The 15,349-nt window shown below is 46.1% G+C and carries 16 protein-coding genes; 4 read left to right on the top strand and 12 right to left on the bottom strand.

The window, feature by feature from the left end:
* Positions 1–19: 19 nt before the first annotated feature.
* Genes ACXLDX_RS12220 through ftsY form a run of 3 tightly spaced genes read right to left on the bottom strand, consistent with a single transcriptional unit; the run spans position 20 to position 3,155 of the window.
* The gene (locus ACXLDX_RS12220) at positions 20–1,204 is read right to left on the bottom strand and encodes a pyridoxal phosphate-dependent aminotransferase (protein WP_457577466.1); all 1,185 of its coding nucleotides are present in this window, start codon (positions 1,202–1,204) and stop codon (positions 20–22) included.
* 16 nt (positions 1,205–1,220) lie between these two features.
* Positions 1,221–2,051 (bottom strand): DnaJ domain-containing protein, encoded by an 831-nt coding sequence (locus tag ACXLDX_RS12215; protein ID WP_457577465.1) that lies wholly within the window; start codon positions 2,049–2,051, stop codon positions 1,221–1,223.
* Positions 2,052–2,066: 15 nt separating this feature from the next.
* Positions 2,067–3,155: a signal recognition particle-docking protein FtsY gene (gene ftsY, locus ACXLDX_RS12210; protein ID WP_457577464.1), complete on the bottom strand. Its 1,089-nt coding sequence runs from the start codon at positions 3,153–3,155 to the stop codon at positions 2,067–2,069.
* 550 nt (positions 3,156–3,705) lie between these two features.
* On the opposite strand from ftsY, the gene ACXLDX_RS12205 reads away from it, so the two are divergent.
* From ACXLDX_RS12205 to selB, 3 genes are all read left to right on the top strand, one after another.
* Complete coding sequence (locus tag ACXLDX_RS12205; protein WP_457577463.1) at positions 3,706–4,641, top strand: P-loop NTPase; 936 nt, start codon at positions 3,706–3,708, stop codon at positions 4,639–4,641.
* 97 nt (positions 4,642–4,738) lie between these two features.
* A complete protein-coding gene (locus ACXLDX_RS12200; protein WP_457577462.1) occupies positions 4,739–5,389 on the top strand; it encodes an MBL fold metallo-hydrolase in 651 nt (216 codons plus the stop codon).
* A gap of 221 nt (positions 5,390–5,610) precedes the next feature.
* On the top strand, positions 5,611–7,542 hold the full coding sequence (gene selB, locus ACXLDX_RS12195; RefSeq protein ID WP_457577461.1) for a selenocysteine-specific translation elongation factor: 1,932 nt from the start codon (positions 5,611–5,613) through the stop codon (positions 7,540–7,542).
* Here selB and tilS read toward each other — a convergent pair.
* Genes tilS through ACXLDX_RS12175 form a run of 4 tightly spaced genes read right to left on the bottom strand, consistent with a single transcriptional unit; the run spans position 7,525 to position 10,971 of the window.
* Positions 7,525–8,967 (bottom strand): tRNA lysidine(34) synthetase TilS, encoded by a 1,443-nt coding sequence (tilS, locus tag ACXLDX_RS12190; protein ID WP_457577460.1) that lies wholly within the window; start codon positions 8,965–8,967, stop codon positions 7,525–7,527. The two genes, selB and tilS, sit on opposite strands and share 18 nt — an antisense overlap.
* A gap of 4 nt (positions 8,968–8,971) precedes the next feature.
* Complete coding sequence (locus ACXLDX_RS12185) at positions 8,972–9,298, bottom strand: Hpt domain-containing protein (protein ID WP_457577459.1); 327 nt, start codon at positions 9,296–9,298, stop codon at positions 8,972–8,974.
* Positions 9,299–9,302: 4 nt separating this feature from the next.
* Positions 9,303–10,781, bottom strand: a complete 1,479-nt coding sequence (gene mpl / locus ACXLDX_RS12180; protein ID WP_457577458.1) for a UDP-N-acetylmuramate:L-alanyl-gamma-D-glutamyl-meso-diaminopimelate ligase — start codon at positions 10,779–10,781, stop codon at positions 9,303–9,305.
* Positions 10,774–10,971 (bottom strand): hypothetical protein, encoded by a 198-nt coding sequence (locus ACXLDX_RS12175; protein ID WP_457577457.1) that lies wholly within the window; start codon positions 10,969–10,971, stop codon positions 10,774–10,776. Before ACXLDX_RS12175 ends, mpl begins: the two co-directional genes overlap by 8 nt.
* 463 nt (positions 10,972–11,434) lie before the next feature.
* Between ACXLDX_RS12175 and ACXLDX_RS12170 the strand changes: the two genes are divergently transcribed.
* Complete coding sequence (locus ACXLDX_RS12170; protein ID WP_457577456.1) at positions 11,435–11,755, top strand: cupin domain-containing protein; 321 nt, start codon at positions 11,435–11,437, stop codon at positions 11,753–11,755.
* A 79-nt stretch (positions 11,756–11,834) separates the two neighbouring features.
* On the opposite strand, the gene ACXLDX_RS12165 is transcribed toward ACXLDX_RS12170, so the two are convergent.
* From ACXLDX_RS12165 to ACXLDX_RS12145, 5 genes are all read right to left on the bottom strand, one after another.
* Positions 11,835–12,275 carry a hypothetical protein gene (locus tag ACXLDX_RS12165; protein ID WP_457577455.1) on the bottom strand — a complete coding sequence of 147 codons (441 nt, stop codon included), beginning with the start codon at positions 12,273–12,275 and terminating at the stop codon, positions 11,835–11,837.
* A 96-nt stretch (positions 12,276–12,371) separates the two neighbouring features.
* Positions 12,372–12,827, bottom strand: coding sequence for a flagellar export chaperone FliS (gene fliS / locus ACXLDX_RS12160; protein WP_457577454.1), 456 nt, complete (start codon positions 12,825–12,827; stop codon positions 12,372–12,374).
* Positions 12,827–14,281, bottom strand: a complete 1,455-nt coding sequence (fliD, locus tag ACXLDX_RS12155; protein ID WP_457577453.1) for a flagellar filament capping protein FliD — start codon at positions 14,279–14,281, stop codon at positions 12,827–12,829. The genes fliS and fliD overlap by 1 nt, the downstream gene beginning before the upstream one ends.
* 36 nt (positions 14,282–14,317) lie before the next feature.
* Positions 14,318–14,668, bottom strand: coding sequence for a flagellar protein FlaG (locus ACXLDX_RS12150; protein WP_457577452.1), 351 nt, complete (start codon positions 14,666–14,668; stop codon positions 14,318–14,320).
* 90 nt (positions 14,669–14,758) lie between these two features.
* Positions 14,759–15,349 (bottom strand): flagellin (locus ACXLDX_RS12145; protein ID WP_457577451.1); only part of this gene is annotated, 591 nt, incomplete at its 5' end.

The following is a 15,349-nucleotide window of genomic DNA, read 5'->3' as shown; positions in this document are numbered from 1 at the left end:
CCTGTGAGCAATTACAGGTTCAGGAGCCTGCCTCGGTCATCACCTTTTTAAAATTTTCTGCTGATCTGCTGATGACATCGTCGGGCACACAGAAGGCAAGACGGATATGGCCGGGTGCACCGAACCCGGTGCCGGGCACCGCGAGAATTTTGTGTTTTTGAAGAAGCGCACAAAATTTCACATCATCTTTTATGGGTGTGCGGGGAAAAATATAAAAAGCTCCTTTGGGATGGGTGAAATTCATTCCGGCATCTTCAAGGAGTTTGCAGAAAATTGCCTTTCGCTTCGCGTAGATTGAATTATCCACTGAGGCGTCCTGCAGCTTTGCAACAACCCGTTGCATGAGGGCAGGTGCATTGACAAATCCAAGAATTCTGTTGGCAAGGGTCAGAGCATCCACAAGATTCTTCTTTTCTGTTATTTCCGGGTGAACTGCCAGGTAACCGATACGTTCTCCCGGAAGGGAAAGATCTTTTGAGTAGGATGAAACCACAATACTGTTGCGGTATGCCTTGAAAATTGAAGGTACGGTGTGACCGTCAAAAACAATCTTCCGGTAGGGCTCGTCCGATATCATATAAATCGTGGTGTTGTACCTGCTCTCCGCATCGGCCAGAAGAGTACCGAGAGCCGCAAGTGACTCCGCTGAATAGATCTGGCCCGTCGGGTTATTGGGGGAATTGATGATAATCGCTTTGGTCTTTTCTGTGATGGCTTCAGATATTTTCTCAAGATCAAGGTTGAATTCTGAGTCAGTCCCGACAATTCTGCTGACTCCTCCATGGTTATCCACATAGAAGTTGTATTCCACGAAATAGGGGGCAGTGAGAAGAACTTCATCGCCGGGATTGAGCAGGGATTTCATGACAATATTCAGGCCTCCGGCGGCACCGCAGGTCATAAGCATGTCACCCTGGTCAACTTCCATTTCCTGCTCTTTTGACATCTTTGCCGCAATGGCTTCGCGAACCATGACATAGCCGCCGTTTGGCATATAGGCATGAACGCCGGGACTTTCGTCACGAATGATTTCGGCAATAGCCCTGTTGTATTCTTCAGGAGGTGGCAGATCCGGATTGCCAAGGCTGAAATCGAAGACGTTCTCGGCGCCATATTCGGCTTTCATTTTTGCGCCTTCCTCAAACATCTTGCGTATCCATGATGATTTTTCGGCAAAACGTTTCATTTTTTCTGAAACAGTCATTGATCTCCTCCAAATTTCACATTTTTTCTAAATAATCGTGTGCCGCATTGATTTCTTTCATCTTTTCCTCGGCAATTTTCTGGAATTCCTCACCGAGATGTCTCACCTTATCCGGATGGTATTTCATGCTCAGTTTACGATATGCTTTTTTAATTTCTTCTTTCGAAGCTCCGGGTTGAAGGCCGAGGGTTGCATAGTGGCGGGCAGACATATCCGGGGATTGTGGTGATGACGTGTATGCTCTGCCATATTTGTATTTTGCTTCAATGGTCCGCTGGTCATAGGCGGAGATTTCAAGAAAGGCTGCAATTCGCCTGGCAATAGCCAGTTCATTTTCAGGAACATCATTTTTTGTATAGAGGATCTGGTAAACCAGCTCCAGCAGGATCAGTCTGGGTTCGTAGGCAAAGGTTGTTTTGAATTCCTCCAGCAGGGCATCAAGGGAGGGAGAAGAATTTGTTGCCTCCTTTATAATCTCTTTTACCCAGAGCATTTTGGTCTGACTGTAATGGAGATTATACTGGAAAAAGCGATGGATAGTCTGAACTTCCTCTCTGGTAATACGGCCGTCTATTTTGGCTGTATGCATGAGGATATGTACAAGCAGCCAGACGAACCTGCTGTGGCTTTCTGTCTGGGATTGCTCATAAGTGGCGACTTTTTTCTGCACCCAGAAGGAAAATCCCCAGAAAAGGGCGATAAAGATAAGCACACCTGCAAGGCCCGTGTAAATAAGCGTGCCGAGAAATGAGATCAGGGCTGGTGCACCTCCTGAAACAAAAACGAGCAGGAGGATAATCAGAAGGCAACCCCCGCAACCGGGCTGTTGCTGTCGCTGGTAGTTCATTTTTATCTGATCCTTCTATTTTTCGACACTCCCGGTGTCACTTTGGAAAAGTGCCTCGGTGAATTCATCAGCATTAAAATCCCGTAAATCGTCCATCTGTTCACCGATACCGATAAATCGTATGGGCACCTTGATTTCTCGACATATATTGGCGACGATACCGCCCTTTGATGTTCCGTCAAGTTTGGTCAGAGCCATACCGGTGATGGTGACGGCATCATCAAACAGCCTTGCCTGGCTTATACCGTTCTGGCCTGTGGTTGCGTCTATTACCAGAAGAATTTCATGGGGTGCACCTTTAAGTTTTTTTCCCATGACTCTTTTAATTTTTTTCAGTTCCTCCATGAGGTTGGCCTGTGTATGCAGTCGTCCAGCCGTATCCACAAGAACCACATCTATATTTTCTGCAACGGCAGCACCAAGGGCATCAAAAACAACAGACGACGGATCGGCTCCTTCCCTGTGGGCGATTACAGGGACGTTGTTTCTTTCTCCCCATATCTGTAATTGCGAGACCGCAGCAGCCCGAAAGGTGTCCGCTGCAACAAGCATGACACTCTGACCTGACTTTTGAAATTTATGGGCGATTTTGCCAATGGTGGTTGTTTTTCCGACACCATTGACCCCTATGACCATTATGACAAAGGGACCCTGGTCGGGCATTTTTAATTCATCGTTTGCTACTGCGTCAAGAATGAAGGCTTTAATTTTTCCCTTGAGGGTGTCCTTCAGGGCTGCGGGATCGGTCAATTCCTTTCGTTTAACTTTCCGGCGTGCGTGTTCAAGCAGTTCCTGAGTTGTTGCTACCCCCAGATCGGCAGTAATAAGAATTTCTTCAAGGTCGTCCAGGAGATCATTGTCGATTTCTCTTTTACCGAGAAAAAGTGTATCAAGCTGGTAGGTGAATGTTGATCTCGTTTTGGCCAGTCTCTCACTGAGCCTGGAAAAAAGATTTTTCTTTTCATCCCTGGATTTTTTTGCGGGCGAGGCCTCTTGCAAAACAGGTTCAGGTACCGGTTTCTCTTCCCTTGTCGGGCTTTCCTGTTCAGTTATTTCAGCTTTGCTTTCCGGTGCTTTTTTCTTTTTTTTAAACCAACCTAACATGAGGGTTCTTTCCTGAGCAAAAAGTTATTTGATCAATGGTAATTGCGCACAACCATCCCAGCTTTTCCAGGTCTCTTTTGTTTGCACAGGCAGACTACAGTGAACAAAAGAGTCTGCGAGACTCCGGATTCGGTAAAATTGCCGATCCCGCAGTCCAGAGAAAATTAAAAAATGTCTCTTCACCCGAAAAGTGAAAGGCCAGATTCGCTAAATATATCATAATATATTGAAATTATAATGAAATTAAGCCATAGTTGCATTTTCTGTTTTCTGAAGTGCATGATTTCGGCAGACAAAGATTTTTTATCTTACGTAGACTGCAAAAAGAAAGCAACAAAAAGTCATCATTTGTTCCCGGTGATACATTTTCATAGAACTTTATTCCACAATGGCTTTCTGATTGTTATTTAGAACCTTCCTGAAAATCATTGCAATTCCTTCCAGCGGCATTACTGTAGTGGTGTTAATTTCGAAACTGGTGGTGATTTCCGCCTGTGGAGATGTTACTCAAAATCTATTTTATATATTTAAAGTGTTAGGAGGTATCGAAATGGCCGGATCGTGTGGAAGTTCCTGTGGCACAAATGAGGCGCAACAGGCTGCGGCTGCCCAGCAGGAAAATGCAATTACCAGATCTTTAGGCAAGATTAAAAACAAAATCCTTGTGATGAGCGGGAAAGGCGGAGTGGGGAAATCCACTATTTCAGTTAATCTTGCTCTCGGACTTGCTGCCCGCGGTTTCCAGGTGGGACTGATGGATGTGGATATACATGGTCCAGATGTGGTTCGCATGCTCGATCTCAAGGGGAATGTTGAGCCGCCGGAAACTCCTGACTCTCTTGTTCCACCCCTGAAGTATAACGATAACCTGAAGGTTGTTTCTCTTGAGTACATGATGCGGGACAGGGATGAGGCGATTATTTGGCGCGGTCCCTTGAAAATTCAGGCGATCAGACAGTTTGTTGCGGATATGGACTGGGGTGAGCTGGATTATCTTATAATTGATGCTCCTCCTGGGACCGGTGATGAACCTCTTTCCGTCGCTCAGACAATCCCCAACGTCAAGGCCATTGTCGTTACTACTCCACAGAAAGTGGCACTTGCGGATGTGAGGAAATCCATTAATTTCTGCAAGACTGTTAAGATGGATATTATTGGTGTTGTGGAGAATATGTCCGGTTTTGTCTGCCCTCACTGTAATGAAACTGTAGATATATTTAAATCCGGAGGAGGAGAGGACCTGGCCAGGGAGCTTGAACTGCCGTTTCTCGGAAAAATCCCCATGGATCCTCAGGTTGTCATGGCAGGCGACGATGGTAAGCCTTATCTTTCTTCAGATTCAGACAGCCCTGCCACCAGGGCTTTTGGGGAAGTTGTGAGCGCTGTTGAAAGAAGGGTCCCACCTGTAGCACAACCGACAGTATTGAAAATGGCGGATACCGATTCAGGTTGTGCGTGTGGTGGCACCTGCGCGTCACATTCATAACCGCCTGTTTCTTCACCCTGAATCCGTGTCAGCTCATCTCGACCGAAACTGAGCAGTTGTTAAGAATGAAAAAACAGTCACGGATTCAGGAAAAAATATGAACTATGAAAAAACCCATACTATGAAAGTAAAACAGATGATAGTAGGATCCATGGCTGTCTGCTGCTATATTATCTCCTGTGAAAAAACGAAAAAAGCGGCAATAATCGATCCAGGGGGAGATGAGGATAAAATCCTGGCTGAAGCAGAAAATATGGGTGTCACCGTGGAATATATTATTGTAACCCATGGGCATCCTGATCATGTGTGCGGTAATCGAAAAATCCAGGAGGCTACCGGGGCAAAAATTATAATGCATAGTGCCGATGCACAGTTTTTTGATAAACCCGAGGTGAAAAATTATTTTTCAATGCTTGGCATGGAACCATCGCCATCACCGGATATTCTGGTGGAAGATGGCGACATCATAGAGCTGGGTGATGAAAAGCTGGAAGTCATGCACACCCCCGGCCATACTCCAGGAGGTATGTGTCTGTATAACAGTCCGGATGTTATTACCGGTGATACGCTTTTTGTCGGTGGGTTGGGACGAACTGATTTCCCCGGGGGATCCCATGAAGAACTGCTCAAATCCATCAGGACGAAACTGCTTGTTCTGCCTGATGAAACAGTGGTCTGGCCCGGACATGGATATGGCGGCAGCCGTTCCACAATAGGTGAAGAAAAGGTTTCAAATCCATTTCTCTGATAAATCCGGTATGGCCGGATCCTATGGCTCGGCCTCAAAAAGCTAATGAAAACGTAATTACTCACAGGCACCCCAGCTTTTCACGGTCTCTTTTGTCTGCATAGGTAGGCTATAGCGAACAAAAGAGCCTGCAAAAATCTACGGCACCTGTAAGAAATTACAGTTCAGAGGTTATAAAATCATAGAGCTGCTCCCCCTGTGACCAATTACAATTATTATTTATGCGTGAAATAGTTCTCGGTACTGCAGGTCATGTGGACCATGGCAAAACAAGTTTTATCCGGGCCCTGACCGGAATTGAGACGGATCGCCTTAAAGAGGAGAAAAAGAGAGGAATCACCATAGAACTGGGATTCGCTTTTCTTGATCTGCCCTGCGGGCATCGTATCGGTATTGTTGATGTTCCCGGTCATGAAAAATTTGTCAAGAATATGGTGGCCGGGGTAACCGGTATGGATATTCTGGCATTTATCATTGCTGCTGATGAAGGAATAATGCCCCAGACCCGTGAACATTTCGAGATCTGTCGTCTGATGGGTGTGAGACGGGCCCTGGTGATTGTTACCAAAATTGACCTTGTGGAACCTGACTGGCTGGAAATGGTCGATGAGGAGATTTTCGAATTCTGCCAGGGCAGTTTTCTGGAAGATGCACCGATTCTTCATGTTTCTTCCATTACCGGAGAAGGACTCGACGAGGTCCGTACAACTCTGGACAATTTTGTTACCCAACATAATTTCACCCAGAGTTTTGGTCCTTTCAGACTTCCTGTGGACAGAAGCTTTGCCATGAAGGGGTTTGGTTCCGTTGTTACCGGTACTTCCATTTCAGGTAGAACCGCCGTCGGCGAGGAGCTGAGGCTCTATCCTTCTGAACGCATGGCCAAGGTGCGAGGGATACAGGTCCACGGGGAGCCGGTTGAGGAGGTTGAGGCCGGTCACAGGACAGCTGTTAATCTCCAGGGTCTTGACAGTACGGAAATTGAGCGGGGTATGGTTCTGGCTCCGCCGGATGTTCTGGAACCCGGATATATGCTGGACTGCCGATTTCTTTATCTTGCCTCAAATCCAAAACCTCTGAAACATCGGGCACGGATTCGTGTCCATGTGGGTACCTCTGAAATAATCGGCAGACTGTCACTTCTCGACAGAGATGAGCTCCAGCCCGGAGAAGAAAGCATTATTCAATTGCTGCTTGAGGAAAAGGTTGCAGTCTGGCCGCAGGACCGTTATGTGGTACGGAGTTATTCACCTGTATATACAATTGGCGGGGGAGAAATTTTAGGCAATCTGCCATTCAGAAAAAGAAAACGGCTCACAGAAAGGGACCGGGAGTATAACAGGCGGTTGTATGAGGTCCTGGTGAATGGATCAGTGGAGGACAAGGTACTGTTCTTTCTGGCTGAAAGCGGAGAAAAAGGACTTACTGCCGGAGAGTTGGGCATTCGTCTGGGCCTTTTTGGCAAACATTTAAAAAAGGCGTTGAATGTACCGCTTTCAACAAAAAAAATGGTTGTGGTTGATTCATCAACTCAACGTTATGTTATTCGAAATATTGCGGAAAAAATCAAGGAAACAATTATTTCCACACTTCGTCAATACCATAGGGACAATCCTATCCAGGTTGGACTGGTCAGGGAAGAGCTTCGGTCCAGCGTGGGAAAAAGGGTAGAGCAGAAGGTTTTTAATTACTGTCTGAATGAGTTACTGCGTAAATCTGTTGTGGTCCTTGAGGAATCAGCAATTCGTATGGCGGACCATGAGGTGGCCCTGAAGGCTGATGAAAAACAGCTGGAGAGTGAAATCATTGAGTGGTACAGGGAAAAGGGGCTGACTACCCCCACGGTGAAAGAGACCATGGCCAGATTTTCTGAATACCCTGAAAACCTGGTTAAAGAAGTTCTGCAGTTACTCCTCCGGCAGGAAACTCTTCTGAAAATAAGTGAAACGCTGTACTTTTCAAAAGAACGATTTGATCCGCTGGTAAAATCAGTAGTTGAGACCATTGAAAGGGACGGAGAGATTGATGCCCCCCGTTTCAAGGCCCTGACAGGACTGACCAGAAAATTTTCCATTCCAATTCTGGAATACCTTGACCGGATAAAGGTGACCATGAGAATTGGAGATAAGCGGATCTTACGTCGTAAAACTTAGCGTGATGGAGAGTATTCTCGTTGTTTTTTCCGTGATCTGTACTTCATGGGCAATTGTCAGGCCGGGAAGGGCAATGATTCTGTCAGGTTCACTGGTGGTAAGAACAGGAAATCCCGGTCTGCGATTCTGTTCAACTTTCCTTTCGCTCAGTATCCTTGAAATTTTTTTTCGGCCCGGACTGTTGAATGGTTTGAATTTTTCTCCTTTTCGGGGCGGGCGCAGGACAAGAGGAAATGTAATACTCTCCATGTCCATATAGAGAGTATTTTTTTCTTTTGAAAATTTCTTTTCTTCCTTGAGATGAAGAGAGATTCCAAGTTCCTCCACCGGCCATGATCCCGGATGGTCAACAATTACCGGAGAAAATGTCCGCGGCTGCGGGGAGCCTCGTAATTTCCCCCCGGAAAGGGGACGTGAGAAGACAAGGTAATTCTTATGTTTTACAACCCGGACACCATCGCTGAGATGTATTTCCCGACCGTTGTCGCTGTTGCTGATAAAATCCATCAGGGCGACTATTTTTCTGAAGTCCGGCCTTATGGACATTCTCCAGAAACATTTTTCAAGAATCCGCCTGGTGATTGCCTGGTGGCTGGTCCCGGTCCGGGAAAGTGAGAGTTTGAGTGTGTCCCCATCGAATTTTACACTTTTCTGGAAGGCTTCGCGGGCTGATTCATCGAGATACCCGTTGTCCGTCCGGAGAATGTCCATACATTGCAGAATTGTTGTTCTGATCGATGGGTTAAAATTTTCTTCAAGATCGGGAAGGAGTTCCAGCCGGATCCGGTTTCTAAGAAAGAGAGGCTCAAGGTTTGAGCTGTCCAGACAGAACGTGATGTCATTGCTCTGCAGATAGTCGAGAAGGTCGGATTTTTTTTCAAGCAGAAGGGGGCGCACGATTTTTCCCGACAGTGGCGACATACCTGATAATCCTTTCATGCCGCTGCCACGAATAAGCCGGATAAGAAATTCTTCCACCTGATCGTCCGCCGTGTGGGCAACGGCAATGGCAGAGCCGTTGAACGCCTGGCGAGTCTGTTCCAGGGCAGTGTAACGAAGGATTCTGGCGCCTTCCTCAGGTGAACAGCCGGTTGTCTTTATATGGAGAGGAACATTGACGGTCCTGGTGACAAACTGAATATTCAGAGTCCTGCAGGTTTTCTCCACCGTATTTATTTCCTGCCATATTTCCTTTGGCCGAAGCTGGTGGTTGATATAAACCGCCAGCAGTTTGAGGTCCAGTTCAAGTGAGTGGAGGAGGTGGAGCAGGGCAAGAGAATCTCCACCTCCGGAGACAGCGACAACAACTCTGTCGGATTCATGCAGCAACTCATTTTCCCTCACAAAGGTTGATACCCTGTTGAGTAGATTAAAGTTTTTTTTCTGCTGATCTTTTTTCTTACTGTTGTTTTCGTAACTGGTCACGGCTTCAGGCTGAATTCTTCAGAAGTGAACCGAGCCGGGTACGCAGGGTGTTGACTGTCTGTGAATAATCCATTGTATCATCAAGAGCTTTTCCCGACTTTTCAATACGGTACGCAATTTCGGCACTCTGTTCAAGTCCGAGATTGAGCAGGGCACCTTTAATGGTGTGGGCCGCTTTTCCAATTCGTTTCAGGTCATTTTCTTCAATGGATTTTTCCAGAGTTACCAGGTGGGAATGAAGGGTGGTTATAAAAGCCGGTAACATGGCGTCGATCTGATCCGCTGTCAGGTTGAACTGTTTTGCAAGGTGTTTTCTTATATTGTTTTCCATTAGTTCACAGGATAAAATGGGGTGATTTTTCCTGAACCTCGACCGGCTTCTCTTTTATTTTTTGCAGAAGCCTGTCATGAATATTATCGAAACCACCATTTGACAGAACGGCAATAACATCGCCAGGCAGAATGGACTTCATGAGATATTTGATAATTTTATCTGTATCATCAAATGCTTCTGCATCAAGACCTTTCATCGTTCTGAGATCTTCAGCAAGTTTCCGGGATGAGAACATTTGGTCATGAGCAACATTTTTCAGGGGTACCGGTTCCCGCACCAGAACAATGTCAGCGGAATCAAAGGAAGCGGCATATTCTTTTTGGAAAATGGCCCTTCGTGATGAATTTGTTCTCGGTTCAAAAACAATGATAAGCCGCTGCTTGTCATAGGCATCTTTTAAAGCCCTGACAGTTTCTTTTACGGCTGTGGGATGATGGGCAAAATCGTCAATTACGGTTATTTCTTTTTCAATTCCCCGTACCTCCTGCCTTCTTTTAACGCCGCTGAAACTGCTTAACCCCTGATGTATACGGTCAGTTTCAATACCAAGATGATGCATGACGGCTGTAACAGCAAGACTGTTCATACAGTTATGTCTGCCCGGCAGCCTGACTGACATTTCCCCATAGGGATGACCTTTATGGAAAACTGTAAAATGAGTTTTTCCTTCATCGGGTCTTATATTTTTCAGGGACCAGATATGGTCCCCCTGGCCGTATCCTTCAATTTTACAGTGTGCTCCTTCTGCAATTTCAGCTACATTGGGGTCATCCAGGTTGGCGATGAGTAGTCCATCCTCCGGAATAAGGCGGACGAATTTTAAAAATGTATTTTTGATGGCAGTCAGGTCTTTAAAGATATCGGCATGGTCAAACTCAATGGAGGTAATAACGGCAACCCTGGGCCGGTAGTGAAGAAATTTGGATTCCTTGTCAAAAAAGGCGGTGTCGTATTCATCTCCTTCCGCGATAAAACAGGGGCCGTTGCCGAGACGGAAATTACTGTTGAATTCTCTGACAATGCCTCCGATCATAAATGTCGGATCAAGGCCGACGCTGTACATGGCCGAGGCAAGGAGGGAGCAGGTTGTTGTCTTTCCGTGGGTTCCTGCCACCACAAGAGAAGTTCTGTCAGAGATAAAGAAGTGTGAGAGTGCCTGGGGAAAGGAAAGGTAGGGGATTGTCGTTTTGCCTAAGGCGCAGGCTTCAGGATTATCTGCGGTAATGACATTGCCGACGATAACCAGATCCGGTGCGGGCTGGAGGTTGTCGGAATGATATCCATCCATGACTCTAATGTTCAGGCTGTTGAGAAAATCCGACATGGGGGGATAGACATGACTGTCACTGCCGGTAATATAAAACCCCTTTTGCTGCAGCATCCCGGCAAGAGCTGCCATGCCGGTTCCGCAGATTCCAATGATATGGATATGACGGGCACAGGGAGCACATTTATTCAGTGCCGGATCAAGTTCAGCCATTTTCTTTTTTACCAGCGGTATCACTGATGGTTGAGTGGATTGTGGTAAAGATCGCAGGAAAACTGGTGGGTGTAATACGACCGACTTCAATGAATTTTACAGCTATTTCCTTGGATATCTTCAGAATCATCTCTTCTGAGACACCTCCGTTGCCGGGTGATTTATTTATTTGTTTTTTTTCTATGGCCATTTTCGTAACTCCTCACAGGGGCAGCAGTTATGTGATTTTACTACCTCTGAACTGTAATTGCTCACAGATGCCGCAGATTTTTGCAGGCTCTTTTGGTCGCTATCGCCCACCTATGCGGACGAAAGAGACCGTGAAAAGCTGGGGTAGCTGTGAGTAATTACTCATTTTCTTATCTTTTCGTGGAGTGGGCAACGCCCCTGCTGCTTGAAGAAGGCCAGTTCGTCAGAGTAACAGCAGAGGCGTCAATCTAGAATAACCTGTCGAGCCATTCAAGTGTTGCAATAAGTTTTATTCTATTTATTGATTCAGGTCAACGCGGAGTGTTCTGTAAAATTATAAATTTATAGGACCGGCTGGAAAAAGGTGCTTATTTTATCAGGGGTAAGAAGGGAAAATATCTAACACCAGTTCTGGATTGGTGATGAATGCTGGATGAGTTACGAAGATAAAAAAAGGAGAAATAATGAAAGTACTTGATTTGAACACAACCCGGGAATTTACTGAAGGGGCAATGAAAAGATTTTTTCTTGTGGAGGATTCTGAATTTTTTAAGATTATTAATTTTAATCTCAAGGCGGGAGTCACCTTTCCGGTCCATTCTCATGATCTTGATGGTGAGCTTTCGATTCAGGTTATTGAAGGGGAAGGATTTTTTCTTGGCGAAGATGGCGCTGAAATTCCTGCGAAAACAGGTAATATCCTTATTTCAGAAATACGTGAACCCCATGGGGTAAGGGCCGAAACAGATATGCGCATAGTGGTGACGATTGCACCTCCAATCTGAAATAGAAGGGTAATTGCTCAAAGCTGCTCCATGTTTTTACCTGGGTAATAGCGCCTTGAGTAATTGCCCACCCAGGAGGTTAAACAGATCCGGCAAGGATACCTTTGTTTTCAGAGGATAATGATTTGTAGCCCCTCATTGCGATATGCCCGGTATTCATTTTGTTGAGTTCATGCTGCAGCAGGGATTGCACATTCATTGCTCTGCCATGGAGAAACCTGTTTCCGTCATAAATTCGTTCCAGCAGTCTTTTTCTTAACTTGAAAAGGGAAGAAGTTTTTTTTGTGAGAGGAACTGATGAATCATTCATCAGTGTTTTTATCTGGTCGTCCACCTTCTCCACATTACTGAAAAGATCAGAGAGTTCGCCAATGGCAGTTTCTGTGAAATTCAGCATTGAATCGAGTGGTCCACTGCCCATTTTCTCGTAAACTGCTTCAATCCTGCAATAATAGTCGATGGATCTTTCAAAGAGCATTTGTAATGAATCTGAACAGGGGCGGCTGTCGATCTGTGACATTGTAGTTTTTCCTTCTCAGTATGGTGATTTCCTCAGGTCATCTTGAAAAATTGCTTTTTCGCCCAATTCCTGCGTTACCTGGTTCGGTCATCAGGTTTACCCCGCAGCTGAAAGGCGGCTTGCCTGATGCTGCAATTCATTTGTTTTGTCCTGTTTTTCAAGGGCAATTATGTTTTGTTCATTTTTGGTGATTTCAATGGCTTCACTCCAGGTCTGTCGGAGATCAACCAGAAGCCCTTCAACGATTTCCAGATGTTCTTCACCGGGATCTTTTCGAGCCTTATGCAGTTCTCTCAGCATGAACTGATACAGTCCATCAAGGTCCGCTGCTATATCTCCGCCTATGCTATGATCAAGAGAATTTGAAAATTCGGTAATGATGGCGAAAATTTTAGCAATGCGACCAATTTTTTCATCATTATTTCCTGCACGGCTGGCTGCAATGGCCTGATGGCAGAATCTGATGGCCCCGTCATACAGCATGATGAGAATCTGCTCCCTGGAGGCTGTCATGACCTGGTTCTGCTGGTATTGGTTCATATAGGCATTCATTATTTTTTCATCCCGTTAAGTGCATTCATCTGCTGGGTGAGAAAATCACCCTGAGAATTAAGTTTACTGACCATCTGTTCCATGGCATTAAACTGGGCCCGAAGGGCTCTTTCTCTCTTGGTCATCCTGAGTTCCATCTGGTCAATTTGATAATCGAATCTTTCCATGGCCCGGCTGCTGGCCTTTTTCTTGGTGGCATATATTCCGGACGTTGCACTGGTGAGATCAAGAAGCAGACTGTTGAAATTTTTCATGATACCGTCTGTTTCGTCTTTTCCTGCCAGAAGGTGGACAACATCATCAAAATTATTGTTCAGAGCATCGTCGAGTTTTGTATTGTTCTGTTTCAGAGTTCCGTCTTTATTGGTTGTAATACCAAGCCCTGCCAGACTTGAAAAGTCCCCCCCTGTTTTTATGGAACTGGTAAGAATACTCTGCAACTGTCTCTTCACACTGTTGATGGTTGCATCTCCACGCAGCACCGCACCCAGCAGAGGATCTTTATCTTCCTCCGTACTTTCAGGAATTTCTGTCGATCCTCCAAATTCCTTGTAGCCGGAATTTATCCATTCCATCACGCCGTTGTATGCGGTGACAAAGGCGGTAATTTTTTCCTTGGTTGTATCGGTATCAGCCTTGATGTCCATCCTGGTAGAGCTGTAAACCGGTGGATCGGCCCATTCCCAGGGATCGACACCCGCCTCAGGGGTGCCGTCATAAGTTTTTTTGCTGACTTCATTTAAATCCAGAGTGACCCCGCTTATGGCATTGCTGATAGTATTGCTGTTGCTGACTACTTTGAGGCCATCAATAAAAACTACAGCCTGCCGGGCTGTCTGGGCATCAGTGGTGGTGAAGTCTATAGGGTTTGAGCTGGAATCGGCAAGATTACTGGTCACCGTAAAATTGGTACTGGAGTCTTTTCCTGTAAAAACCAGGTGATACGGTGATCCTGAAGTGCCGTCATTGATAATGGTTGCAGTGACGCCGGTAGTTTCGGATTTTTCATTGATGCTGTTTGCCAGCGACAGAAGAGAGTTATTGCTTTCGCCAACCGTAATTACTGTACCATTTACAGTAATTGATCCTGTTCCAAGAATAGACTCCGAATTGGATGAAAAACCATTGGTGATACTTTTCTGCACCTGGCTGAGCTGGGCGACTGATATATTATAACTGCCGAGAGCCCCACTTGAAGTGGTTGCGGTAAACGCGTCCTCGGAACTGAGAGAAACTTTGGTTGTCCGCACTTCACTCGTGATATTGAGATCGCCCGCCGCACTTTTCAGTTCATCCAGTTTTGTTTTAAACTGGGCATAGGCTTTTAACCTCTCGGTTTCTGCAGTTTTTTTTGCCTCAATTCTGTCAAGAGGAGCACGCTCAAGAGTCATTATATCTTTGACGATCTTGTCCGTGTCCAGTCCGGTCGCCAGACCGCTGAAAGTGATTGACATAATTTTACCTCGAGTAATTACGGATCGAAAGAGTTCCTATCCCCTGGTGTCCACCAGATTTCCAACAAGTTCCGCGAACGTTGCCTTGAAATTCAGCAGTTCTTCAGCGGGAATCTGTCGGATAACTTCCTGGGTCTCGTTATCAAATATTTTGACTACCAGATCCTGAATAGTGTCGTCCTTTTCAAAACGCACGCTGTACAGGCCATCCTGGGTGATGGTTTTTATCTGGTCAAGTAACTCTTCCGGCTGGATTTTGACATTTTCCGGAGAGACCTGGGGTTCTGTTGCCGCGGTTTCCCTGGTTTTTCTCTGTGTGTCAATTTTTTCCGCAGCGTTAAGTTGCTGCATCATCCCACCGGTGCCATTGATCATATCGACATTCATGGCGGTCTCCTTTACTGTAATTTATGAAAACCGGAGCGGGACCGGTCGAAACCGGTCCCTTTTTACTGTTTTACTCCGATTTACTCATCCTTATCCAAGCAGTGACAGGGCCAGCTGCGGCGCCTGGTTGGCCTGGGCGAGGATAGATACACCAGCCTGCTGCAGGATGTTGTTCTTGGTCATTGCCGATGTTTCCTGGGCAATGTCCGCATCCAGAATCCGGCTGCGGGCCGCGGAGAGATTCTCCGATACATTGGAGAGATTGGCAATGGTGGATTCGAACCTGTTCTGCACGGCACCGAGGTCACCACGGATATTGTCAATCTGCATCAATGCGCCGTCAATGGTTTTGATGGCATCAGCAGATCCACTGACCGTTGTGATATCAACATTATTAATGGAGCTGAGATCACTGACGTTGGCCTCATCGGCATCCTTGGTAGAGGTGCTGGTTCCAAAAAGAGAACCAGCCGCGGTATCTATACTACTGCTGACATTGAAACTCCCCGAGGCGCTGAAACTGATATTGCCACCAACCACGGTGGAGTCATTAGTACCATCGCCTGCGAGACTAACTGGGTCACCTTCACCGCCTGTAACATTCAGGCTGTCTCCGGTATTACCTGCGCTATGCGTATAGTCCCCAATTGCAATATCGTATCCTTCGGACTGTACCAGCTC

The organism is Desulfomarina sp. (genome assembly GCF_054039375.1).
Note: the sequence above shows the minus strand (reverse complement) of the source record. Positions and strands in the feature narration are given on the sequence as shown.